Below are 21,460 nucleotides of genomic sequence, written 5' to 3' on the forward strand. Positions count from 1 at the left end.
CTCAATGCTTCGGGGAAGTTGGATCGGAAGTTGTTGCCGGAGCCGGTGTTCGAGGTTGCGGTGTTCCGGGCTCCCACTACCGAAGCTGAACTACTTGTCGCAAGCGTCTTTTCGGAGATTCTCGGTGTCGAGCACATCGGAGCGGACGACAGCTTCTTCGAGTTGGGTGGCAACTCATTGGTCGCAGCGAGGGTTGCTGCTCGGCTGAGCGCAGCAGTTTCCGTGGAGGTCCCACTGCGACTCATCTTCGCTACTTCGACGGTCAGCGAACTTGCAGAACGAATTGCACTCGGAATTCGGGTGGGCTTCGATGCGAAAACCGATGATGCACTACGAACGCTTCTGCCGCTGAGAACGACAGGGAGCGATGTGCCGTTGTTCTGTGTTCATCCACTCGTTGGACTGGCGTGGCCTTTTGCGCCGTTGGCGGCTGTTGTGGACCGTTCGATTCCGCTTTATGGATTGCAGAGCCCTGTTCTGACTGATGAGGCATTCCAAGGACGATCCCTTGACGATTACGCGGATCGCTACGTGGATGAGATCACCCGGGTTCAGCAGTCAGGCCCGTACCGAATTCTCGGTTGGTCGCTCGGCGCGATCATTGCTCAAGCGGTTGCGGCGAAGATGGAGGAGCGAGGCGAGATCGTTGAGGCGTTGATCTTGTTGGACGGTTCGCCGGAAACACGCGACGAATCAGAGCACGCTGTCCAGGTGCGCGCTGAGTTGGCTGCAATGGGGATTGTCTTCGGCGAGAACGAAAAGCTCGATGAATTGTCGGTCGAAAGGTCTGCAGAGATCTTGACGGCTGTCGACGGAGAGAGAATCGGACTCGATGCGTCTGCGATCAAGCGGTTGCTCACAAGCATTGCGATTTCGGCGAAGCTGATCAACGCCCATCGGCCGCAGTCGTTCGGGGGGCCGATCACCTTCGTGAGTTCGTTGGATCGTTCGGACGCAAAGCAAGCCGATAAGGTTTGGGGTCCGTACGCGCAAGGAGAACTGACGGATGAATTGGTCGACGTTCACCACCTGGAGATGATGTCTCCTGAAGGCGTTCGCGCTATCGGGCTGATCATTGAGCGTGTGTTGCGCGGTGGCGCCGCTGATGAGCAATGATCAGAACCTGTGGATGGTTCTCGGCGAGGCGGCGTGAGTGGGCGCACCTTCCCGGGAATGATCTGAAATTCCATCAGCTCTGATCAGGACCGGCGTTGGCGCGCTGGTTCGGGAAGGTACGCCCATGCTCACGGTAGTTCAGGATCAGCAATCCTCCAACGACGACAGCGGTGTTGGTCGGTCGTTGCTTGACGAGATCGTTCGCGACGGTGCCCGGCAGATGCTCGCGGCGGCGTTGGCCGCCGAAGTCGCCGCATACATCGAGCAGTTCGCCGAGCATCTCGATGAGCACGGCCGGCGGCTGGTGGTCCGCAACGGCTATCACCACGAGCGTGACGTGCTCACCGCGGCGGGGGCGGTGACGGTGACCGCACCGCGGGTCAACGACCGCCGTGTCGACGCCGAGACCGGTGAACGGCAACGGTTTTCCTCGGCGATCCTGCCGGCGTGGTCACGCAAGTCCCCGCAGATGACCGAGGTGTTGCCGCTGCTGTACCTGCACGGGCTGTCCAGCGGCGACTTCGGTGCGGCGTTGGAGCAGTTCCTCGGCACTGGTGCCGGGCTGTCGGCCTCGACGATCACCCGGCTGACCGCGCAATGGCAGGACGAGGCGAAGGCCTTCGCCGACCGGGATCTCTCGGGCACCGATTTCGTGTACCTATGGGTCGACGGCATCCATCTCAATGTCCGCCTGGAGCAGGAGAAGCTGTGCTTGCTCGTGATGATCGGCGTCCGCGCCGACGGCCGCAAGGAGCTCGTCGCGCTCACCGATGGGTTCCGGGAGTCCACAGAGTCGTGGGCTGATCTGCTGCGCTCATGCCGACGCCGCGGGATGACCGCCCCGGTGCTGGCCGTCGGTGATGGGGCGCTGGGGTTCTGGAAGGCACTGCGGGAGGTGTTTCCGGATACCCGTGAACAGCGCTGCTGGTTTCACAAGCAGGCCAATGTGCTTGCTGCGCTGCCCAAGTCGGCTCATCCAGGTGCGACCGCGGCGATGCGGGAAATCTACAACGCCGAGGACATCGACAAGGCCCAGGTCGCGATCAAGGCCTTCGAGGTAGATTACGGCGCGAAGTACCCCAAGGCGGTCGCCAAGATCGTCGACGACGCCGACGTGCTCCTGGAGTTCTACCGGTACCCGGCCGAGCACTGGATCCACTTGCGCACTACGAATCCGATCGAATCGACGTTTGCGACCGTGCGGTTGCGAACCAAGGTCACCAAGGGCCCTGGGTCACGCGCAGCGGGGATTGCCATGGCCTACAAGCTGATCGACGCCGCACAAGCCCGCTGGCGGGCGGTCAACGCCCCCCATCTGGTCGCGCTGGTCCGTGCCGGCGCGGTGTTCCACAAAGGCAAGCTGCTCGAACGACCCATCGACATCTCACCCGCTGAGCCCGACGAATCAAGCGAAACGGAGGTCGCCTGAAACACCCTCATCCACAGGTCTTGACAATATCTCGCCGCTGATTGATCAACCGGCGTATACGAGCCTGGTCGGGCGACGGCCAGGCTCGTATGCTTCGCTCTTCGTGATTGGCCTTGTAGGAGGTCATGTTCACCCGTGACAGCGCACGCTTGTCGATCGGAGTTTGTCGAGCGTGCGATTTCGACCGCTGCGGCTGACCATCTCGACGTCTGGGGCAGCTATGCGCAGGGGATCGGCGTGAATTCCGGATCGAGCGCGGATTTTACGAGGTCCAACGAATGCGCGTCACGAACCAGCCCCGCATGCGAGGCAGTGTTGCCTGGGCATCCATCTTGGACCCAGACGTTGTTTACAACGGAATTGGGGCCTGCGGTAAGGAACGAAGCTTCCGGAGGGGTTGAAATCTGGTCGTGAGCGGTCGCGATTACGGTATACGTAACTCCCGGTTGGGTTTCCGAGCCCGCATTGAGCTCAGTCAACAGCGGTGTCCCTTGAAGTTGTTGAACACCGGCTGGTCCCCAAATCGCCTGAACCAAGAGGTCTCCAGGAAGCCCCATATCTGAGAGTTGTTTGGCGTTTGCTTGCAAGCCGCCGAAGGTCGTTCCGTGGTTGGTAGCGCCGAGGGTGACCAGAGAATGGACGGCGTTTTTCGACGGATCTTCCGGAGTCGAACCACCGTCGAACTTCAGGTACTGGCGAGCGACGACTCCCCCTTGGGAGTGGCCTACGAGATCCACCTGGCCTGCACCCGTATGACGGCGAACTGAATCAACGAAGGTTGCAAGCTCTTTCGCTGAAGTCGCAATGTCCCTGATACCCCATTGGAGAGCGTTGGGATTGAAGATTTCCCGTGCCCCTCCATAATTGAGAGCAAATACGCAGTAGCCGAGATCAGCAAGTTGCGGGGAAAGTTCAGCCCAGGTATCAACCATGTTCGCGGTTGTTCCATGGATGAGAACTACCGGACGAGGATGATCGGCGCTCGGAACGCAATTCCAGTTGTTGGAGCCCGCCGGCGATGGACCCATAGTCGCGAAACCAGGGCTGGGTTCTCGATCATCCGCCAGGGCACTAACTGAGGTGCCAGACAGCAGGAAACACGTTCCCAGTACGACCAGCATGATCCGAATGAACCGCACCGCTGATTCCTCCTATGAAGCTAATCGGTGCCTCGTGCTGGAGTTGAAGCCAGCACGAGGCACTTGAATCAGACGCCCAGAGACTGTGCGATGAATGGCCAGGACTTGTGTAGATCGTCTTGCCAGTAGCCCCATGAATGGGTACCTGTTGGTCGGAAATCCACTACTGCCGGAATATTCAGTTCGAAGAGCCGCTTCGCCATGTTGGAGGTACACAGGTTGGTTGCAAGCTCGATCGGACTGCCGACAACGATCTGGTCGAACATCGCAGCGCGGCCGTCCTGGATGCGCGGATTAGCAGGGGTGTCATTGGGGAAACCGGGGAGCCCGCTGCCGGTGCTCATGTAAATCTGTGTGCCACGCAGCTTCTCAGCGTTCACAAGGGGGTCGTGTTCCCGCCAACCGGGGCCGTCGAACGGACCCCACATGTTCTGCACGTCGTCAACGCCGCCGATCCACTCCGTGGTGGTCTTGACGAACTGCTGGCCGAGCGGATCGCTGGTCTGAGCACATCCGCTGAATGCGGCAACGGAGTTGTAAAAACCTGGGTACTCGATCGCCAGGTTGAGCACAGAAGTACCCGACATCGAGATTGCTGCAATCGACTGTTCGCCATTGCTGCCAAGTTGCTTGTTCAGCAACGGGGGGAGCTCCTTACCCAGAAAAGTGCTCCACATGTTCTTACCAAGTTTCGGGTCTTCCTTCTGCCAGTCGGTGTAGTACGACAGGCGTCCACCAACTGGCGTCGCGACGTTGACGTTCTTGTCCTGGAAGAAGTCGACGACATCGGTCTGGTACTCCCAAGTAGCGGAATCTTGTCCACCACCGGCTCCGTTGAGCAAGTACAGGATGGGACGGGGCGCGGAGTCATCGGCAGGAGTGATGACCTGAATTGGAACAACGCGGTCCATCGACGCCGCGTATACATTCACGATCTTTTGGCGATCGTTCACTTGCTCGACTGAGACGACGTAAGAACCACTCGTGACGGGCTCCACCGAATCTCCGCCGCCCTGGTGAGTGACAGGCGACGCAGTTGCGATACCGGCCGGAACCAGAGCGCACACCATCGTCACCGCGGCGACACCGGTAGCGCGCCTCCACATGGACTGCCTTGTACGCGTCAAGTTAGATACCTCTCGTTGCGTGGCACGGGTACATCGATGCTCATCCCTGGTGCCACTTGTTTCTCGAACTGTGAAGTCGGTTTGCGGTCTGTATTCGTTACGACATCGCCGCGGCGCGTCGGTATCCCCGAATTGCTGGGTAGACGAAGACCAGAATCATGCCGATGGACCAGATCAGCGTCTTGACGAGGGGTTCCGCCACAGGACCGCCCAACGACAGCCCTCTCATCGTGTCGATAGCGACGGACATCGGTTGCTCTGCCACCACTGGTTGAAGCCACTTCGGGTAGGCCATCACAGGGACGAATCCGGAATTGAAGAACATCAATAGTGTGCACGAGATGGATACGATTTCGACGAGCGGCAAGTTGTCGGAGACAGTGGCCAGGGCCGTCACCATCATGGCAAAACCGACGCCGAAAATGACGGGCAACGCCAAGATCGCGAAGGCCGCCAGCGGACCTTGATTGAATCGGAACCCCAGCAGATAGCCGACGCCGAGAATCACGATTGACGTGAGAAGAACTCGGACTGCTTCTGCGATCATGCGTCCGACGAGACTCGAGGCGCGATGCGCGGGGAGCGTCCAGAATCGACTCAGCAGTCCGGACGCGCGTTCACCTTTGAGGCCGACGGCGCTCGCAATCGACCCGAACATAGCGCCTACGAGGATGATCAGTGGAACTGTCCCGAAAATACTCGACTGGCCGGTTGCTGCTGTAATCGAATTGCCCAATACGACCCGGAACATGAGCAACATGAATGCTGGGTATATGAGGGCTTGAATGGCCGTCGACGGATCTCGCAGCCAGGTGAGCAGCAGGCGTTTAGCCTGAATCCCACTGTGCACGACCAGCGCCTTGAACGAGTTCTCGGGGAGCGCTTTATCCGGGTAAGGGAAGTTGAACCCCTCGACCGGGCGGACTACAGCCATGAATCGATCTGTCGGTTCGTTCATGACCGCCTCATACTTGCCCAGAACGCGAGTGGCGCGAACACGACGATCAACCCGATAGTCCACGCAACGACGGGAAACAGGACGCTCCAGGTGACTCCGCCTTGTGCAAGATCACGCATGGCGAATGAAAACTGCGATACCGGTTGATTGCGTACAAACGGCCGAATCCACTCGGGAAAGCCGGTCTCGGGCGCAAAACCGCAGGACAACATCCCCAGAATCAACTGTGGCAATGTCAGCGCTTGACTGGTGGCCTGCGGGCTCTTCGACAATGAGCCGATGGCGTCACCAGCGAAGGACAGGCAGGTGCTGAACGCCAGGGCGACAGCGCAGAACAAGACGGCCTGCCCGACTCCGGCTGAGAATCGAAAACCGATCAAGTGGCCGAACGCCAATGCGGCAGCAAGCGAGACTGTTGATCTGACGAACCCACTGGATTGACGGGACAGCAGCGGGATCGGGCCGACGACCGGCATGGTTTTCATCCGGTTGCTGAAGCCGGTGATCGATTCGGTCGAAGACATTTGAGCAGCCGAGATCGATGTGAATGCCATCGCCTGCAGGACAATGATCGGCATCAAGAACTGCGCGTAGTTGATCCCTTGAAGTTGCATGACGAACTTCAAGGGAAGGTAGAACCCGATCGTGAAGATCAGCGGTGCGATGACTGCAACGAGCAGCTCATAGCGCTTGACCATCGATTTGACGGTGCGTGCAGTCAGCACCCACCACTGATTGATCGCTGATGGATGCGGTCGGCGGTGCTTTCCAACGCTTAAAGCCTCGGGGACTGCAATCTTGCTGCGACTTTCCCCGCGGACAGTCACTTGATCGACCCCGAATTTTGTGGTTGTCGTCACGGCGTCTCGCTTACGTGCTGTTCACCTGTGAGTGAAAGAAAGACGTCATCGAGTGACGGGCGACGAAGCGCGATGTCTGCAAGCGGAATCCGTGCGTGGTCCAGACGACGCAGCGCTTCGGAGAGGGTTCCTGCGCCGACAGGTGCGGGGATAGCGATGCGACCGCTTTCTTGTGCCAGATCGAATCTGAAGTCGCGGGGGACCAGATTGCCCAGGGCATGGACCGCATGAGGCAGCTGTTTGAGATCTGCGGGCACAATCTCGCAGAAGCTTGCGCCGGTTCGCGCCTTCAGTTGGTCAGCAGTCCCCTCAGCAATGACTGCGCCTTTGTCGATGACGATGATGTTGTCGCTCAGTAAATCTGCCTCTTCGAGGTACTGAGTTGTCAGGAGCACGGTGATTCCCTGCTCCTTCAGTGACTGGACCAGCGACCAGACGCTCTGCCGACTGCGCGGATCCAAGCCGGTGGTCGGCTCGTCGAGGAAAACGACCTCGGGGCGAACAACCAGGCCACACGCGATATCGATTCGTCGGCGCATACCGCCGGAGTAGTTCCTCACTACTCGAGATCCTGCTTCGACGAGGTCGAATTGAGAGAGCAGGTCGGCAGCGCGCACCTTCGCCGACATTCGGTCGAGACCCATCAACCTGCCGAACAGTTCGATGTTCTCCCGGCCGGTGAGTGAATCGTCCAGGGCGGCGAACTGCCCGGTCATCATGATGGAGCGTCGAACCTCGGGAGCATTGCGCACTACGTCGTAGCCAGCCACCATCGCGCGTCCACTGGTGGGACGAATGAGCGTGGAGAGGACCTTCACCGTCGTCGTCTTGCCTGCGCCGTTGGGACCTAAGATGCCGAGCACTGTCCCACGTGGGGCGGTGAAGTTGATCCCTCGCAGCGCGTGCACGTTCTTGAAGGACTTGTGTACGTCCTCCACTAGTACCGCTGCGTCCGTGGAAAAGGGCATCAACACTCCGCTGTCTGCATTGTCGGAACGGGCACGCGCTCCCGACGGGCGCACAGATGCCTTCTGTCTTCTATCCGTGATCTCCGCTCAGATGTTACCGGAGGGTCAAACCGACACTCGGGCAATCGGACGCGTGAGAGGGAGTATGTGGCTCCTGCCAGCAACTCTCACCTTCGATTTCACCTTGTGGCAAGAATCACAAATATTCTTTGTAACGTAAAGATCTCTTCTAATTGAACGAATGACCAAATAGATTTTCAGCGCATCTGCGCAGGTGGGTATTCGGTTGCGCGGACCGGAGGTCTTTGATTTGACCGGTGACGAAAGTCCCCCGATTCCTTCCGGTTGGTCCCCTGGGCCCGCTGCTCGATGTCTTGTGGAGAGATTCGCGATACCGTTGGGAAATGGCGAACGCGACGTTGTCGGTGGTTGTTCCGGCTTTTAATGAATCTGAATACATCGAAACGTGCATCGAAGCGCTCATTGCTCAAGGTGAATATGTCGACGAAATCATCATCGTTGACAATAATTCCTCGGACAACACTTCCGAGTTGATCGAGAAGTATCAAAGTAGTTGTCCCAAGGTTCGGCTTCTCAAAGAATCCCGACCCGGGGTGGTGCATGCGAGAAACAAAGGGTTTGACGCGGCGAGTGGAGAAATTATCGGACGTATCGACGCGGATACGATCGTGGGGGAAGACTGGGCCGTTGCGGTTCACGAATTCTTCGAGCGTCGCGACGATTTCTCGGGCGTAACTGGCCTGACTTACCTTTATGAATCTCCGATCGCCGGCCTTCAGCGCCGATGGACGAATTGGCGACTCGGTCGCGGGGCTCAGGGGGCGGTTCGGCCCGTTGTTGCAGTTCCAGGCAGTAACATGGCGATGCGTCGGTCGGCTTGGTTGGCCGTTAGGGGTGCGGTCAGCGATCGAACCGACATTCATGAGGATATCGATCTATCCCTCTGCATGGCGCATGTTCGTTGCGCAGTGGGGCAGATCTCGAGCATGGCCGCAAAGGTTTCGGGTAGACGTGGAGTTAGTTCGCCGCGAGTGTATGCACGATATAATCGAGCATCGAAGAAAACCCTCGAGCATCATGGTGTATCGAATTGGAAGTTAACATTCTTGATTGCAGCAGACAGTATTCTGCATGCAATCTTGTGGCCTCTTTATCGAATTTATGACAAGGATTCCGGACAACTCTCGTCTCGGGTCTTGGGTCGGAGGCAGCGGGCGCGGGATCTTCCCGTCTTTTCTTGATAAATCCGTCCGGTATTTATTCGAGAACGCTCGTGTCTAGCTGAAAAATCGGGAGTGCCCGATAATTGCGGACTATTGCTGGTTCTCGTTCGTTGCGAACTATTTCTTTTATTGCACGGGATTAACTGGCAGAATATTTATCTGCAGCGATTGTTACTTCTGGTGTAACTTGTAGCTTTTGGAGCAGGGACGTTATTCCACTGTAGTCCTGCACGAACAGTTCGTTGTGCGGTTCCAATGCGACATCGTCGAGCATCTTCCGTCCTCCAGGTATGGCTTCAATTTCCATGATTGCTCGCCACGCGCCGAAGTCGGTCCCGCTGAACGCACGCATTGCGTCCTCGAAACCTTCGAGTAGATAGCTGCGATCTCCACCACCCAGGGAATCCCAGACCAGGACGGCCAATTCCCCGGCAATCGAGGCATGGCAGTACTCGTCGCGAGCGTGCAGCCGGATTGTCGCGCGGTTGATCGACTGCACGCCCGGATCGTCCGAGATCAGGTCGAGGTATGCGGTGATCGACACCTCGGCGACGGTCATGAACGCCAACTGTGTCAGCGCGATCTTGCGCGGATCACCGGCTGCGTCGAGGGCTTGCGCCCGCGTGCGGACCGTCAGGACGTCTGGCAATGCCTTGGCCGGCAGCCCCCAGCCCCTGCCTCGACGGGTCGCTGAACTGGCATTGAAGTGCATGAGCGTGTGATATTGCTCGTCGACCATCGCCTGATTGACCGCCACTGCAGCCCAATCTCCGAGACCGACGTTAAGTCGGTCTTCGGCGAGAACGTCGAAGCCGGGATTGACGACGTACTTCTCGATGTCCATGACGTTCTTGTTGAACGCGATCCATGCCCAGGCTTGCAGGCGTTGCTTCTGCTCGGGGCTCAATGCCAGGTAGATCGGATGCTCCGCGAACGGGAGAAGTGCTTCGGGGTAGTCGGACAACGACGAATCGAAGAGATCGTCCAGTTCCGGCTCCGCCTTCTTCACGGTTGCCCGGCGCGCCCAATTGCTCGCAAGGCGGCGGACGATTGCACTCTCGACCGGATCGGAGGCGTCGTACTCCGGGAGGCTGGGCGGACTCACTCCAGGTCTCATCGTGCCCTACTCTCTGTGCCCTTCGGCGATCTCTCTGTGCCCTTCGGCAATGCGATCGAACAAGCTCTGGCACTCCGCGTTCAATTCGCCTGAGCGATTGTCGAGCGCTGCGTCGGCGGTTTTCATCAGCGTCGTGAAGTCGCCGAGGGTTTCGGCCGCCCTGTCCACCTGTGCGGTGGCATCGAACAGTGCTTTTCGTGTCGCACCTGCATACGGATTGCCCGCTTGCACGTCCCAGTACACCTCCGGCTCGCCGCCGGCTACACGCGCCAGGAGCGCGAGCAAGGTCCGATGCGGGGGAGGGGCGACCGCGAGGAGTTCGTCCGCGGAAACTCCGAGTTCAGCCAGGGCAACGCCGAAAGCCAGCACCGACGCGTGTGTCAGAACCTGGGTGGCCGCAGCCAACCGGTCGTGACGATCGGCGTCCATCACCGCGACCGACGCGCCCCACGAGCGCACGATGTCGAGGAATCTGTCGGACTGCGGACCGCCGACGTACGGCACTGCGATGACGGCCCGACCGCGTGGCCCGAGCGACGGACGGAACATGGGGTTGAGTCCGAGGAACTCCCCTTCTCGGCCGGCGTCGGCGATTGCTGCGTCCATCCGCGATTTGACCGACAGCGTGTCCACAACGAGAGCGCCGGATGTCCGAAGGCTCGGTAGTGCGGCTAGAGCGACCTGTTCGGGAACCGCGAGCACGATGATGCGCGAGGACTCCACGTGCGCGAGGACTTGCTCACTGGGTTTCGTGATGTCTCCGACGACTACATCTCCGTCGGGATCGCTGCCTGCTGGGTCGACGACGGTGACGGTCGACCCCCCGGCGCGAAGCAGTTCGACGAACATGGATCCGACGGCACCCAGCCCGCCGACAACCGTCGCTGTGCCTGATGTCGCCGTCATGGCTGGATCTACCCGCCGTACTCGAGGACCCGCGAGGACACCGCATCGAGCGCACGGAGCAGCGTGGACGCCTTGACCGTGGTCTCGTCGAATTCTTCTTCCGGATCGGACAACGCTGTGATGGCACCGCCGATTCCGAAGGTCACGCCGCTCTCGGTGCAGACCAGCGACCGGATCACGATCGAGAGGTCCGCGGCGCCACCGAGCGCGAAGTACCCGATCGATCCCGAGTAGACCCCACGTGGGCCGGATTCGAGGCGGTCGATGATCTCCATCGTCCGTACCTTCGGGGCGCCGGTCATCGATCCACCGGGGAACGCGGCACGCACACAGTCCACCGTCGACGACCCCGGACTCAGATGTCCGCGCACCGTCGACACCATTTGGTGAACGGACGAGTACGACTCGATCGCGAACAGCCTCGGAACGTGGACACTTCCCGGAACGCAGACCTTGGTGAGGTCGTTGCGGGTGAGGTCCACGATCATCAGGTTCTCGGCGCGGTCCTTCTCGCTGTCGAGCAGGTCCTGCCGTAGGGCAGCATCACGCGCTCGGGTGACGCCGCGCGGGCGGGTACCTTTGATCGGCTTGGACTCGACGTTGCCGGCCGAGTCGACACGAAGGAACCGCTCAGGCGAGGCCGAGACCACCGAGATGCCGGTGAAGTCGAGAAGTGCGCTGTACGGCGTCGGATTGATCGAGCGCAGATACTCGAACGCCTGCTGTGCATCGATCGTCTCGTCGACGCTCGCCATGTTGGTCAGACATACCTCGTAGGACTCACCTGCCCGGATCTCCGAGAGGGCCGTTCCGATCAACGACAGGTACTGATCGCGATCATGCCGAAGGCGAGCCTGCGTCCAGACGGTGTCGCTGATCAGCGGAACGGGGGTGCGTTCCGGAAGGTCCGCGCCGATCCGCGCCAGGGTGTCGACGGTCGATTCGAGCCAATCGTCATAGCCGGCGTCCCGGACTTTCTCGCGCAACCTCAAAACGTGAGTGCGGCCCGCGGTGTGATCGATGACGACGGCGCGATCGGCAAACACCAGGGCGGCATCAGGAGTGGGTGCCGGATGGACTGCCCTTCCTCCGGTCTGTGCTTTCAGTTCGTAGCCGAGGTAGCCCACGTAGCCGAGGTTGAAGTCGAGTTCCGGATGCGAGGGCACGAAGCGCGTCGAGAGTTGTGCGTCCAAGTAATCGAAGAACTGAACTCGAATGTGCTCGTCGGACAAGCCTTTTCGGCTGACAGTCAGTACCTCGGCTTGCACGTCGTACGTGATGAACTCGGCCAGCGGCCCCGACGAATCGCCGAGAATCGAAAAGCGCGCACTCGGCTCTGCGGTTGCCGCGCGGTCCAGCCAGAACGCGTTCGGGCCGTCGGCGAACAGTGCTGCATAGGCCGCCGACGGGTCCACTGCAAAATCGAGAGTCACGTCGTCGACGTCGTAGTTGATCGCCGGCCGCAGGTCGGGTGTTTGCGGAACAGGTTCGGGTCGGATCACCGAATCCAGAGTGCGTCCGACGGACAGATCGCGGAAGTTCGCGAGCAAATCTATGCCGAACTCGGTGCTGATGGACTCCGGATGGAACTGAACGCCCCACATCGGCTTGGTCCGGTGCCGGACACCCATGAGCAGACCGTCGGACGTCCACGCGGTACGAACGAAGGCGTTCGGCAGATTCTCGACGGTCAACGAGTGGTAGCGAACAGCTCGGAACGGCGACGGAAGTCCGGCAAAGATGCCCGAGCCGTCGTGATCGATCAGCGAAATTCGGCCGTGCATCGGGACGGGCGCAACCACCACGTCCGCGCCGAACAACTCGCACAGGCCCTGGTGGCCGAGACAGACACCGAGAAGTGGGAGAGGCGCTTCTTCGATGAAACGGCGGCTGATTCCGAAATCACGGTCGCGATCCGGCCGGCCGGGACCTGGGGAGATGACCACGTTGTCGTACGACGCGAGATCGAGGGAATCCCAATCCGCGTCGTTGCGGACCACGGTCGGCACAACCCCGTTGACCTCGGTCAACAGGGTGAACAGGTTGTAGGTGAACGAGTCGTAATTGTCCACCAGAAGGGTGCGGGAACTCATGTCGATGATCCTGATCTCGGTCCGACGGATTCCCGAACAGTGTCCTCCTCCTCAACAGGTGCGTTGATCACCAGGTCTTCGAGTCGACAGGTCTCGGCAATCATCAGCTCGTACAGGGCGTTGAAGAAGTCGGGGGAGAGGTCGTGTCTACGGGCGAATTCACGCGCCCGCTCCTGCACGAGGCGGACGCGGCCGGGTTGCATCATCGGAACCTCGCGGGAGCGCTTCCACTCGCCGATGCGCAGGCAGAGTTCCAGCCGCTGCCGCACCGTCTCGAGAAGTAGAGCGTCGATGGCGTCGAGGTCGCGCCGGAAGCTGTCCAATCCTTCGGCCTCGTCCGGATACGACGAGGTCTGCGTGCCTGCTTCGGAACTCGTTGTGGTCAAGAACTCTTCCACGAGGCCTCCCGGTGCTCGGCGTGACGCGAGGTCGACAATGTGGTGCCCGGAACGCAACCCACCTCCGGACACCGGCACCCCGACCGACCATCGCCGTTCGGGGAGGTGTTCCACGATCGTCATTCGTCGAAACCTGCGGTGGTGCCTAATTCCGCGAAACCTGTTTGGTGCGCGAATCAGGTTGCGATGCAGGCGGGTTCGTGAGTGCCTACTTGGGGGAGACCCAGGTGGTGATTTCGGCGTGGACTACTTCCTTGCCGCCCCGATCGAAGATCGAGATGGGAACGAGAAGTTCCGTGCCACTCTCGATCGCCGCGAAGTCCGGCAAAGTCTCGAGTCGGGCGACCGCCCGCAGGCCGGTCTCGGCCTTGGCGAGGTAGTCGACCTTCATGGACTTGGGGATCCAGCGGTGCGAGTTCGGAACCGTCGCTTCGCTCAGCATGCCCATCGCGACCTCCGCGAGGTTGCAGGCAGCGATCGCGTGAAAAGTGCCGAGATGGTTGTGGACGCCCCACCATTTGGGGGAGCGGACCTCGCAGAGCCCTGGTTCCAACTTGGTCACCCGGGGGAGAACAGAGGCGAAATAGGGCACGCGAATGGACATCGCCGCCGAGAAAACTGCATGTCCGAGGGCGTTGTCCGGCAATTTCTGCCATCCGCGATAGGTAGGGCTGGAGGTAGTCATAGGCCTATCTTACTTCTGAGTAAGGTTGTTGTCGCGCAGCTCACTCGGAAAAGGCAGTTCGGGGGAGTTGAGGATTTGGGCCAGGTACGGCATACTGGTCGGGTTGCCTTGTCCGGGACGCGGTCGATTGCGGCCGTGATCGGGTAAGGGTAAGACGTCACAGACGATCGATCGCAGATCCCGTCGGGGTAATCGGGTCAACGACTGTGACCATGCAAGACGAGAAGTAATGCAGGACGGAAGCAGTACCTACTTTGTGTTCGACATCGAACACGTCCGGTACGCATCACGCGCCAGATAATCGAAAGATTGTCCGGCGCAGGATGAGTGAGAAGGCGACACGCCCGACCGCGTGTACCGGAGAACAATGACAAACGAACAGCGGCAGCAGATCCTGATCTCGATCCGAATCTCGGTACTCCCGAGAACTTGGACTTGGTCCCGATCGCTTCAGTGTTCGTCGTGTCATCGTCCAGGCAAGGACTGTGCAGACGAGGTAGCTCGAGCCTGACCAGGCGGGCTACGAAACGCGGCAAGAAAAGGACACTAAGCGTGGCGGGACAAAAGATCCGCATCAGGCTCAAGGCCTACGACCACGAGGCGATCGACGCGTCAGCGCGCAAGATCGTCGAGACGGTAACCCGTACGGGTGCCCGCGTCGTTGGACCTGTGCCGTTGCCGACCGAGAAGAACGTATATTGCGTCATCCGCTCGCCGCACAAGTACAAGGACTCGCGCGAGCACTTCGAGATGCGTACTCACAAGCGGCTGATCGACATTCTCGACCCGACGCCGAAGACGGTTGACGCGCTCATGCGCATCGACCTTCCGGCCAGTGTCGACGTGAACATTCAGTGACGGCGGAGACAAAAACAATGACTGATACCAAGATCAAGGGAATCCTGGGCACCAAGCTCGGCATGACCCAGGTCTTCGACGAGAACAACCGGGTTGTCCCGGTCACCGTCGTGAAGGCTGGGCCGAACGTCGTAACCCAGATCCGTACCGAAGAGCGTGACGGCTACAGCGCCGTTCAGCTCGCGTTCGGCGCCATCGACCCGCGCAAGGTGAACAAGCCGACTTCCGGCCAGTTCACCAAGGCTGGTGTGACCCCGCGTCGCCACGTAGTGGAGCTCCGCGTTGCGGACACCTCCGACTACGAGGTCGGCCAGGAGCTCACCGCCGAGGTCTTCGAGGACGGCGCATACGTCGACGTCACCGGAACCAGCAAGGGCAAGGGCTTCGCCGGAACCATGAAGCGTCACGGCTTCAAGGGACAGGGCGCGTCGCACGGTACCCAGGCTGTTCACCGCCGCCCGGGCTCCATCGGTGGCTGTGCAACTCCCGGCCGCGTGTTCAAGGGCATGCGCATGTCCGGACGCATGGGTAGCGACCGCATCACGACGCAGAACCTCTCGGTCCACAAGGTGGATGCAGAGAACGGCCTGCTGCTGATCAAGGGTGCGATCCCCGGCCGCAAGGGCGGCCTCGTGATCGTCAAGAGTGCAGTGAAGGGTGGTGCACGGGCATGACCAGCACCGAGACCAAGTTGACCCTGGACGTCAAGGTCGCCGGCGGCAAGACCAACGGCACCGTCGATCTCCCCGCTGAGATCTTCGACGCTCCGGCCAACATCGCGCTTCTCCATCAGGTTGTCGTCGCGCAGCTCGCAGCTGCTCGTCAGGGAACCCACTCCACCAAGACCCGCGGCGACGTCCGCGGCGGTGGCAAGAAGCCGTACCGCCAGAAGGGCACCGGCCGCGCACGCCAGGGCTCGACTCGCGCACCGCAGTTCGTCGGCGGCGGAACCGTTCACGGCCCGCAGCCGCGTGACTACAGCCAGCGCACCCCCAAGAAGATGAAGGCAGCCGCTCTTCGCGGAGCCCTCTCTGACCGCGCACGCAACGAGCGCATCCACGTCATCACCGAACTGGTTGCAGGGCAGACGCCTTCGACCAAGGGCGCAATCGCGTTCCTCGGCGAGATTTCGGATCGCAAGAAGCTGCTGCTCGTCGTGGGTCGCCAGGATGTAGCCGCTTGGAAGAGCGTGCAGAACCTGGAAGGCGTGCATCCCATTGCACCCGACCAGCTCAACACCTACGACGTGCTCAATGCAGACGATGTCGTGTTCAGCGTCGAGGCACTCAACGCGTTCATCCACGGGCCCGCAGAGAGCGCTCAGAACAAGGAGGACGCCAAGTGAGCACCATCGCTGACCCCCGCGACATCCTGCTCGCTCCGGTCATCTCCGAGAAGTCCTACGGACTGATCGAGGAAGGCACCTACACCTTCCTGGTGCACCCGGACTCGAACAAGACGCAGATCAAGATTGCCGTCGAGAAGGTCTTCGGCGTCAAGGTGACCAGCGTCAACACCGCCAACCGTCAGGGCAAGCGTAAGCGGACCCGATTCGGTTACGGCAAGCGCAAGGACACCAAGCGCGCGCTCGTGACCCTGTCCGCTGACAGCAAGCCCATCGAGATCTTCGGAGGACCGGTCGCGTAAGCGCCGGGACTTGACGAGACATAGAGGACGAGAAGACTCATGGCAATCCGTAAGTACAAGCCGACAACACCGGGCCGTCGTGGCTCGAGCGTCTCGGACTTCGCCGAGATCACTCGGTCGACCCCCGAGAAGTCGCTGGTTCGCCCGCTGCACGGTCGCGGTGGACGTAACGCACACGGTCGTATCACCACCCGTCACAAGGGTGGCGGACACAAGCGTGCATACCGACTGATCGATTTCCGTCGCAACGACAAGGACGGCATCCCGGCAAAGGTCGCTCACATCGAGTACGACCCCAACCGCACAGCAAACATCGCACTCCTGCATTACGCAGACGGTGAGAAGCGCTACATCATCGCCCCCAAGGGCCTGGTGCAGGGTTCACCGGTCGAGTCCGGTGCAGGCGCCGACATCAAGCCGGGCAACAACCTGCCGCTGCGCAACATCCCGACTGGTACCACCATCCACGGTGTGGAACTGCGTCCCGGCGGCGGAGCCAAGATGGCTCGTTCCGCAGGCGCCAGCATCCAGCTCCTCGGTAAGGAAGGCAGCTACGCCACGCTGCGTATGCCTTCCGGTGAAATCCGTCGCGTCGACGTGCGCTGCCGCGCATCCGTCGGCGAGGTCGGCAACGCCGAGCAGTCGAACATCAACTGGGGCAAGGCCGGCCGTATGCGTTGGAAGGGCAAGCGCCCGACCGTTCGTGGTGTCGTGATGAACCCGGTCGACCACCCGCACGGTGGCGGCGAGGGCAAGACCTCAGGTGGACGCCACCCGGTCAGCCCGTGGGGTAAGCCTGAAGGCCGTACCCGCAAGAACAAGGCAAGCGACAAGATGATCGTCCGTCGCCGCCGCACCGGCAAGAACAAGCGCTAGGAGGGAGTGAAGGATGCCACGCAGCCTTAAGAAGGGCCCGTTCGTCGATGACCACCTCCTCGCGAAGGTGGATGTACAGAACGAAAAGGGAACCAAGCAGGTCATCAAGACCTGGTCCCGTCGTTCGACAATCATCCCGGACTTCATCGGCCACACGTTTGCAGTTCACGACGGCCGCAAGCACGTCCCCGTGTTCGTTTCCGACTCCATGGTCGGACACAAGCTCGGAGAGTTTGCACCGACCCGCACGTTCAAGGGTCACATCAAGGATGATCGGAAGGCGAAGAGGCGATGAGCAACACCGAAACCGCCAACCCGACTGCCAAGGCTGTAGCGAAGCACGTTCGCGTTACGCCGATGAAGGCACGTCGAGTTGTGGACCTGGTCCGCGGGCGCTCGGTTGAAGACGCCCTGAACATCCTGAAGTTCGCGCCGCAGGCAGCGAGCGAGCCGGTCGCCAAGGTGATCGCCTCCGCAGCAGCCAACGCCGAGAACAACCTCGACCTCGACCCCAGCACGCTTGTCGTTGCTACGGCGTTCGTGGACGAGGGCGCGACCCTCAAGCGGTTCCAACCGCGTGCACAGGGACGTGCGTTCCGTATTCGCAAGCGCACCAGTCACATCACCGTGATCGTGGAGAGCCTGCCGAAGACCGGAACATCGACCCGTAATCGCCGGAAGGGAAGTGCTCAGTAGTGGGCCAGAAAATCAACCCGCACGGCTTCCGTCTCGGCATCACCACCGACTGGAAGTCTCGCTGGTACGCAGACAAGCAGTACGCGGAGTACGTCAAGGAAGACGTCGCGATCCGTAAGCTCCTCGCCACCGGCATGGAGCGCGCAGGAATCGCGAAGGTCGAAATCGAGCGCACCCGTGACCGTGTTCGCGTGGACATCCACACTGCACGTCCGGGCATCGTCATCGGCCGCCGCGGCGCCGAAGCCGATCGCATCCGCTCCGAGCTCGAGAAGCTGACCGGCAAGCAGGTTCAGCTGAACATCCTCGAGGTCAAGAACGCAGAAGCTGAAGCACAGCTCGTCGCACAGGGTGTGGCCGAGCAGCTCTCGAACCGCGTTGCCTTCCGTCGTGCAATGCGCAAGGCCATCCAGTCGGCCATGCGTCAGCCCAACGTCAAGGGAATCCGCGTTCAGTGCTCCGGTCGTCTCGGCGGCGCCGAGATGTCCCGGTCGGAGTTCTACCGCGAAGGCCGTGTGCCGCTGCACACGCTTCGTGCGGACATCGACTACGGCCTCTACGAGGCCAAGACCACCTTCGGTCGCATCGGCGTCAAGGTCTGGATCTACAAGGGCGACATCGTCGGTGGCAAGCGTGAGCTCGCCGCCAACACGGCCGCACCGGCCGGGGATCGCCCGCGTCGTGAGCGTCCGAGCCGTCCGCGTCGTTCCGGTGCCACCGGTACCACTGCGACCAGCACCGAGGCCGGCCGCGCAGCGACCGCAACCGCCGATGCTCCCGCAACTGAACAGAATCAGGAGGGCTGACGCATGTTGATCCCACGGCGGGTCAAGCACCGCAAGCAGCACCACCCGAGCCGTTCGGGTGCCGCCAAGGGCGGTACCCAGGTGACCTTCGGTGACTACGGCATCCAGGCTCTCGAGCCTGCCTACATCACCAACCGGCAGATCGAGTCCGCTCGTATCGCCATGACTCGGCACATCAAGCGTGGCGGCAAGATCTGGATCAACATCTTCCCGGATCGCCCCCTCACGAAGAAGCCGGCCGAAACCCGAATGGGTTCCGGTAAGGGTTCGCCCGAGTGGTGGATTGCCAACGTCAAGCCCGGACGCGTTCTGTTCGAGATGACATACCCCAACGAGGAGATTGCTCGTGAGGCCCTGCGCCGCGCGATGCACAAGCTCCCGTGCAAGTGCCGGATCGTGACCAGAGAGGAGCAGTTCTGATGGCTACTGGAACCCCAGCAGCAGAGCTCCGCGAGCTCAGTGAAGACGAGCTGGTCACCCGGCTCCGTGAGTCGAAGGAAGAGCTTTTCAACCTTCGTTTCCAGATGGCTACCGGCCAGATGGACAACAACCGACGACTGCGCACCGTTCGTCACGAGATCGCGCGCATCTACACCGTCCTGCGTGAGCGTGAGCTCGGACTCGCTGTGGGTCCGGATGCAGGTGACGCGGCATGAGTGAGGAAAAAGCAGTGAGCACAGAAGAGCGCGCGAGCCGTAAGGTCCGTGTCGGATACGTCGTGTCCGACAAGATGGAAAAGACGATCGTGGTCGAGCTCGAAGACCGCGTCAAGCACAAGCTCTACGGCAAGATCATCCGCCGTACGACCAAGGTGAAGGCGCACGACGAGAACGGCGTTGCCGGCGTCGGCGACCGCGTTCAGCTGATGGAAACCCGTCCGCTGTCCGCGACGAAGCACTGGCGTCTGGTCGAGGTCCTCGAAAAGGCCAAGTAAGCCTGATCGAATCCTCGAGCTGATCGAGTATCACCGAATGGCCCGCTTCCCCTTGGGGGAGTGGGCCATTCGGCTTTCCGGGGGCTTTCGGGGCTTTCCGGGCGAAGGGTTCGAGTTGCGTCGAGTACGGCTGATTTGGTATTCGGTGAACCCTTCCCTACAATAGAACGGTTGCCTGTGGCAGAGGTGTGTCTTCACGTGCGCAGCTCGAACGGTGCTTGCAGTGATCGTCTCCCGACGTCAGTCGGTGGGACTGCAGCTCAGACACGACGCAGGTGGCAACAATGACCGCGCGCACCGGGTCGGTAATCCGTTGCGCACGAAATTCCAGGTCTAGGGAGATCAAGTGATTCAGCAGGAGTCGCGAGTTCGCGTCGCTGATAACACGGGTGCCAAGGAAATCCTTTGCATCCGCGTTCTCGGCGGTTCGTCACGTCGCTACGCCGGGATCGGTGACGTCATCGTCGCCACCGTCAAGGACGCAATCCCCGGTGGAAACATCAAGAAGGGTGAGGTCGTCAAGGCCGTCATCGTTCGCACGACCAAGGAGCGCCGTCGTCCGGACGGTTCCTACATCAAGTTCGACGAGAACGCTGCAGTGCTCATCAAGGCTGACAGTGATCCCCGTGGAACCCGCATCTTCGGACCCGTCGGCCGTGAGCTGCGCGAGAAGAAGTTCATGAAGATCGTTTCGCTTGCCCCGGAGGTGCTGTGATGAAGGTGCACAAGGGTGACACCGTTCTGGTCATCGCCGGCAAGGACAAGGGCGCGAAGGGCAAGGTCATTCAGGCCTACCCCGCGACCGACAAGGTCCTCGTCGAAGGCGTGAACCGAATCAAGAAGCACACCGCGGTTTCCGCGAACGAGCGCGGAGCATCCTCCGGCGGCATCGTTACGCAGGAAGCCCCGATCCACGTTTCCAACGTTGCAGTTGTCGACTCGGACGGAAACCCCACCCGCGTGGGCTACCGCACCGACGAAGAGTCCGGCAAGCGCGTTCGGATTTCCCGGAAGAACGGGAAGGACATCTGACATGACCTCCACCGAAAACAAGGTCCAGCCGCGCCTCAAGGCACGCTACCGCGCTGAGATCAAGGACGCGCTCAACAGCGAGTTCGACTACTCGAACGTCATGCAGATCCCCGGCGTCGTCAAGGTTGTCGTCAACATGGGCGTCGGCGACGCCGCCCGTGACGCCAAGCTGATCAACGGCGCTGTCCATGACCTGTCGCTGATCACGGGCCAGAAGCCCGAGATCCGCAAGGCACGTAAGTCCATCGCGCAGTTCAAGCTCCGCGAAGGTATGCCCATCGGTGCACGCGTCACCCTCCGTGGTGACCGCATGTGGGAGTTCCTGGACCGCCTCGTGTCTGTCGCTCTGCCCCGTATCCGCGACTTCCGCGGTCTCTCGGGCAACCAGTTCGACGGCAACGGCAACTACACGTTCGGCCTCAACGAGCAGTCGATGTTCCACGAGATCGACGTGGACAAGATCGATCGCCCCCGCGGCATGGACATCACCGTCGTGACCACCGCAACCAACAACGAAGAAGGCCGTGCACTGCTCAAGCACCTCGGCTTCCCGTTCAAGGAGAACTGAGCG

General features: G+C 60.8%; 28 protein-coding genes. 17 read left to right on the forward strand and 11 right to left on the reverse strand.

Translation table 11 applies throughout. The annotated features are described in order from the left end of the window. On the reverse strand, window positions 1-245 hold a 245-nt coding region (locus tag ACN50D_RS29150; RefSeq protein ID WP_419970245.1), incomplete at its 3' end, for a hypothetical protein. Between ACN50D_RS29150 and ACN50D_RS29155 the strand changes: the two genes are divergently transcribed. Beyond that, window positions 136-1,116, forward strand: coding sequence for a thioesterase domain-containing protein (locus tag ACN50D_RS29155; RefSeq protein ID WP_419970244.1), 981 nt, complete (start codon window positions 136-138; stop codon window positions 1,114-1,116). The genes ACN50D_RS29150 and ACN50D_RS29155 overlap by 110 nt on opposite strands. Before the next feature lie 124 nt (window positions 1,117-1,240). Further along, complete coding sequence (locus ACN50D_RS29160) at window positions 1,241-2,545, forward strand: IS256-like element ISRer3 family transposase (protein ID WP_019750077.1); 1,305 nt, start codon at window positions 1,241-1,243, stop codon at window positions 2,543-2,545. A 218-nt stretch (window positions 2,546-2,763) separates the two neighbouring features. Here ACN50D_RS29160 and ACN50D_RS29165 read toward each other — a convergent pair whose 3' ends face one another. The 5 genes from ACN50D_RS29165 to ACN50D_RS29185 form a co-directional block, all read right to left on the reverse strand. Next, window positions 2,764-3,666 (reverse strand): esterase/lipase family protein, encoded by a 903-nt coding sequence (locus ACN50D_RS29165; protein ID WP_064443511.1) that lies wholly within the window; start codon window positions 3,664-3,666, stop codon window positions 2,764-2,766. Window positions 3,667-3,752: 86 nt separating this feature from the next. Further along, complete coding sequence (locus ACN50D_RS29170; protein ID WP_058039005.1) at window positions 3,753-4,790, reverse strand: alpha/beta hydrolase; 1,038 nt, start codon at window positions 4,788-4,790, stop codon at window positions 3,753-3,755. Between the two features lie 118 nt (window positions 4,791-4,908). After that, entirely contained in the window at window positions 4,909-5,769 is an 861-nt protein-coding gene (locus ACN50D_RS29175) for an ABC transporter permease (protein ID WP_058039006.1), read from the reverse strand. Then, complete coding sequence (locus tag ACN50D_RS29180; protein ID WP_054781949.1) at window positions 5,766-6,629, reverse strand: ABC transporter permease; 864 nt, start codon at window positions 6,627-6,629, stop codon at window positions 5,766-5,768. Before ACN50D_RS29180 ends, ACN50D_RS29175 begins: the two co-directional genes overlap by 4 nt. Then, a complete protein-coding gene (locus tag ACN50D_RS29185) occupies window positions 6,626-7,597 on the reverse strand; it encodes a daunorubicin resistance protein DrrA family ABC transporter ATP-binding protein (protein WP_020969036.1) in 972 nt (323 codons plus the stop codon). Before ACN50D_RS29185 ends, ACN50D_RS29180 begins: the two co-directional genes overlap by 4 nt. 404 nt (window positions 7,598-8,001) lie before the next feature. On the opposite strand from ACN50D_RS29185, the gene ACN50D_RS29190 reads away from it, so the two are divergent. Next, on the forward strand, window positions 8,002-8,859 hold the full coding sequence (locus ACN50D_RS29190) for a glycosyltransferase (protein WP_064073940.1): 858 nt from the start codon (window positions 8,002-8,004) through the stop codon (window positions 8,857-8,859). Window positions 8,860-8,980: 121 nt separating this feature from the next. On the opposite strand, the gene ACN50D_RS29195 is transcribed toward ACN50D_RS29190, so the two are convergent. From ACN50D_RS29195 to ACN50D_RS29215, 5 genes are all read right to left on the reverse strand, one after another. Then, window positions 8,981-9,958: a diiron oxygenase gene (locus tag ACN50D_RS29195; RefSeq protein WP_209920769.1), complete on the reverse strand. Its 978-nt coding sequence runs from the start codon at window positions 9,956-9,958 to the stop codon at window positions 8,981-8,983. Window positions 9,959-9,964: 6 nt separating this feature from the next. Continuing rightward, complete coding sequence (locus tag ACN50D_RS29200; protein WP_211920505.1) at window positions 9,965-10,864, reverse strand: prephenate dehydrogenase dimerization domain-containing protein; 900 nt, start codon at window positions 10,862-10,864, stop codon at window positions 9,965-9,967. A gap of 8 nt (window positions 10,865-10,872) precedes the next feature. Next, the gene (gene pabB / locus ACN50D_RS29205; RefSeq protein ID WP_211920503.1) at window positions 10,873-12,957 is read right to left on the reverse strand and encodes an aminodeoxychorismate synthase component I; all 2,085 of its coding nucleotides are present in this window, start codon (window positions 12,955-12,957) and stop codon (window positions 10,873-10,875) included. Beyond that, the gene (locus ACN50D_RS29210) at window positions 12,954-13,478 is read right to left on the reverse strand and encodes a chorismate mutase family protein (RefSeq protein ID WP_019747551.1); all 525 of its coding nucleotides are present in this window, start codon (window positions 13,476-13,478) and stop codon (window positions 12,954-12,956) included. Before ACN50D_RS29210 ends, pabB begins: the two co-directional genes overlap by 4 nt. 85 nt (window positions 13,479-13,563) lie before the next feature. Further along, entirely contained in the window at window positions 13,564-14,040 is a 477-nt protein-coding gene (locus ACN50D_RS29215) for a hotdog fold domain-containing protein (RefSeq protein WP_003940943.1), read from the reverse strand. 552 nt (window positions 14,041-14,592) lie between these two features. Between ACN50D_RS29215 and rpsJ the strand changes: the two genes are divergently transcribed. From rpsJ to rplE, 14 genes are all read left to right on the forward strand, one after another. Continuing rightward, window positions 14,593-14,898 (forward strand): 30S ribosomal protein S10, encoded by a 306-nt coding sequence (gene rpsJ, locus ACN50D_RS29220; RefSeq protein ID WP_003938093.1) that lies wholly within the window; start codon window positions 14,593-14,595, stop codon window positions 14,896-14,898. A 17-nt stretch (window positions 14,899-14,915) separates the two neighbouring features. Continuing rightward, window positions 14,916-15,572, forward strand: a complete 657-nt coding sequence (gene rplC, locus ACN50D_RS29225) for a 50S ribosomal protein L3 (protein WP_003940826.1) — start codon at window positions 14,916-14,918, stop codon at window positions 15,570-15,572. Continuing rightward, complete coding sequence (gene rplD / locus ACN50D_RS29230) at window positions 15,569-16,243, forward strand: 50S ribosomal protein L4 (RefSeq protein WP_003940723.1); 675 nt, start codon at window positions 15,569-15,571, stop codon at window positions 16,241-16,243. Before rplC ends, rplD begins: the two co-directional genes overlap by 4 nt. After that, window positions 16,240-16,545, forward strand: coding sequence for a 50S ribosomal protein L23 (rplW, locus tag ACN50D_RS29235; RefSeq protein ID WP_003940990.1), 306 nt, complete (start codon window positions 16,240-16,242; stop codon window positions 16,543-16,545). Before rplD ends, rplW begins: the two co-directional genes overlap by 4 nt. A gap of 39 nt (window positions 16,546-16,584) precedes the next feature. Next, the gene (rplB, locus tag ACN50D_RS29240) at window positions 16,585-17,421 is read left to right on the forward strand and encodes a 50S ribosomal protein L2 (RefSeq protein ID WP_003940895.1); all 837 of its coding nucleotides are present in this window, start codon (window positions 16,585-16,587) and stop codon (window positions 17,419-17,421) included. A 13-nt stretch (window positions 17,422-17,434) separates the two neighbouring features. Next, window positions 17,435-17,716, forward strand: coding sequence for a 30S ribosomal protein S19 (gene rpsS / locus ACN50D_RS29245; RefSeq protein ID WP_003940820.1), 282 nt, complete (start codon window positions 17,435-17,437; stop codon window positions 17,714-17,716). Continuing rightward, a complete protein-coding gene (gene rplV / locus ACN50D_RS29250) occupies window positions 17,713-18,117 on the forward strand; it encodes a 50S ribosomal protein L22 (protein WP_003940717.1) in 405 nt (134 codons plus the stop codon). Before rpsS ends, rplV begins: the two co-directional genes overlap by 4 nt. Further along, window positions 18,117-18,923 (forward strand): 30S ribosomal protein S3, encoded by an 807-nt coding sequence (gene rpsC, locus ACN50D_RS29255; protein ID WP_003941003.1) that lies wholly within the window; start codon window positions 18,117-18,119, stop codon window positions 18,921-18,923. The genes rplV and rpsC overlap by 1 nt, the downstream gene beginning before the upstream one ends. A gap of 3 nt (window positions 18,924-18,926) precedes the next feature. Continuing rightward, the gene (rplP, locus tag ACN50D_RS29260) at window positions 18,927-19,343 is read left to right on the forward strand and encodes a 50S ribosomal protein L16 (protein WP_003940899.1); all 417 of its coding nucleotides are present in this window, start codon (window positions 18,927-18,929) and stop codon (window positions 19,341-19,343) included. Beyond that, window positions 19,343-19,579, forward strand: coding sequence for a 50S ribosomal protein L29 (rpmC, locus tag ACN50D_RS29265; protein ID WP_003940734.1), 237 nt, complete (start codon window positions 19,343-19,345; stop codon window positions 19,577-19,579). The genes rplP and rpmC overlap by 1 nt, the downstream gene beginning before the upstream one ends. Then, window positions 19,576-19,857, forward strand: coding sequence for a 30S ribosomal protein S17 (gene rpsQ, locus ACN50D_RS29270; protein ID WP_003941020.1), 282 nt, complete (start codon window positions 19,576-19,578; stop codon window positions 19,855-19,857). Before rpmC ends, rpsQ begins: the two co-directional genes overlap by 4 nt. Window positions 19,858-20,203: 346 nt before the next feature. Continuing rightward, complete coding sequence (rplN, locus tag ACN50D_RS29275; RefSeq protein ID WP_003940951.1) at window positions 20,204-20,572, forward strand: 50S ribosomal protein L14; 369 nt, start codon at window positions 20,204-20,206, stop codon at window positions 20,570-20,572. After that, the gene (rplX, locus tag ACN50D_RS29280; RefSeq protein ID WP_003941019.1) at window positions 20,572-20,889 is read left to right on the forward strand and encodes a 50S ribosomal protein L24; all 318 of its coding nucleotides are present in this window, start codon (window positions 20,572-20,574) and stop codon (window positions 20,887-20,889) included. The genes rplN and rplX overlap by 1 nt, the downstream gene beginning before the upstream one ends. Before the next feature lies 1 nt (window position 20,890). Further along, complete coding sequence (gene rplE, locus ACN50D_RS29285) at window positions 20,891-21,457, forward strand: 50S ribosomal protein L5 (protein ID WP_003940924.1); 567 nt, start codon at window positions 20,891-20,893, stop codon at window positions 21,455-21,457. Window positions 21,458-21,460 lie beyond the last annotated feature (3 nt).

This window comes from Rhodococcus sp. SB1D (genome assembly GCF_048573875.1).
GTDB classification, from domain to species: domain Bacteria; phylum Actinomycetota; class Actinomycetes; order Mycobacteriales; family Mycobacteriaceae; genus Rhodococcus_F; species Rhodococcus_F qingshengii.

Coding starts and splice junctions, on each gene's coding strand:
- rpsQ (WP_003941020.1), top strand. CDS start 19,576: ATGAGTGAGGAAAAAGCAGTGAGCACAGAAGAGCGCGCGAGCCGTAAG.
- rplE (WP_003940924.1), top strand. CDS start 20,891: ATGACCTCCACCGAAAACAAGGTCCAGCCGCGCCTCAAGGCACGCTAC.
- rpsS (WP_003940820.1), top strand. CDS start 17,435: ATGCCACGCAGCCTTAAGAAGGGCCCGTTCGTCGATGACCACCTCCTC.
- rplC (WP_003940826.1), top strand. CDS start 14,916: ATGACTGATACCAAGATCAAGGGAATCCTGGGCACCAAGCTCGGCATG.
- ACN50D_RS29200 (WP_211920505.1), bottom strand. CDS start 10,864: ATGACGGCGACATCAGGCACAGCGACGGTTGTCGGCGGGCTGGGTGCC.
- ACN50D_RS29195 (WP_209920769.1), bottom strand. CDS start 9,958: ATGAGACCTGGAGTGAGTCCGCCCAGCCTCCCGGAGTACGACGCCTCC.
- ACN50D_RS29210 (WP_019747551.1), bottom strand. CDS start 13,478: ATGACGATCGTGGAACACCTCCCCGAACGGCGATGGTCGGTCGGGGTG.
- ACN50D_RS29215 (WP_003940943.1), bottom strand. CDS start 14,040: ATGACTACCTCCAGCCCTACCTATCGCGGATGGCAGAAATTGCCGGAC.
- pabB (WP_211920503.1), bottom strand. CDS start 12,957: ATGAGTTCCCGCACCCTTCTGGTGGACAATTACGACTCGTTCACCTAC.
- rpmC (WP_003940734.1), top strand. CDS start 19,343: ATGGCTACTGGAACCCCAGCAGCAGAGCTCCGCGAGCTCAGTGAAGAC.
- ACN50D_RS29190 (WP_064073940.1), top strand. CDS start 8,002: ATGGCGAACGCGACGTTGTCGGTGGTTGTTCCGGCTTTTAATGAATCT.
- rplX (WP_003941019.1), top strand. CDS start 20,572: ATGAAGGTGCACAAGGGTGACACCGTTCTGGTCATCGCCGGCAAGGAC.
- rplB (WP_003940895.1), top strand. CDS start 16,585: ATGGCAATCCGTAAGTACAAGCCGACAACACCGGGCCGTCGTGGCTCG.
- ACN50D_RS29165 (WP_064443511.1), bottom strand. CDS start 3,666: ATGCTGGTCGTACTGGGAACGTGTTTCCTGCTGTCTGGCACCTCAGTT.
- rplP (WP_003940899.1), top strand. CDS start 18,927: ATGTTGATCCCACGGCGGGTCAAGCACCGCAAGCAGCACCACCCGAGC.
- ACN50D_RS29185 (WP_020969036.1), bottom strand. CDS start 7,597: ATGCCCTTTTCCACGGACGCAGCGGTACTAGTGGAGGACGTACACAAG.
- rplD (WP_003940723.1), top strand. CDS start 15,569: ATGACCAGCACCGAGACCAAGTTGACCCTGGACGTCAAGGTCGCCGGC.
- ACN50D_RS29160 (WP_019750077.1), top strand. CDS start 1,241: ATGCTCACGGTAGTTCAGGATCAGCAATCCTCCAACGACGACAGCGGT.
- ACN50D_RS29175 (WP_058039006.1), bottom strand. CDS start 5,769: ATGAACGAACCGACAGATCGATTCATGGCTGTAGTCCGCCCGGTCGAG.
- rplV (WP_003940717.1), top strand. CDS start 17,713: ATGAGCAACACCGAAACCGCCAACCCGACTGCCAAGGCTGTAGCGAAG.
- ACN50D_RS29170 (WP_058039005.1), bottom strand. CDS start 4,790: ATGTGGAGGCGCGCTACCGGTGTCGCCGCGGTGACGATGGTGTGCGCT.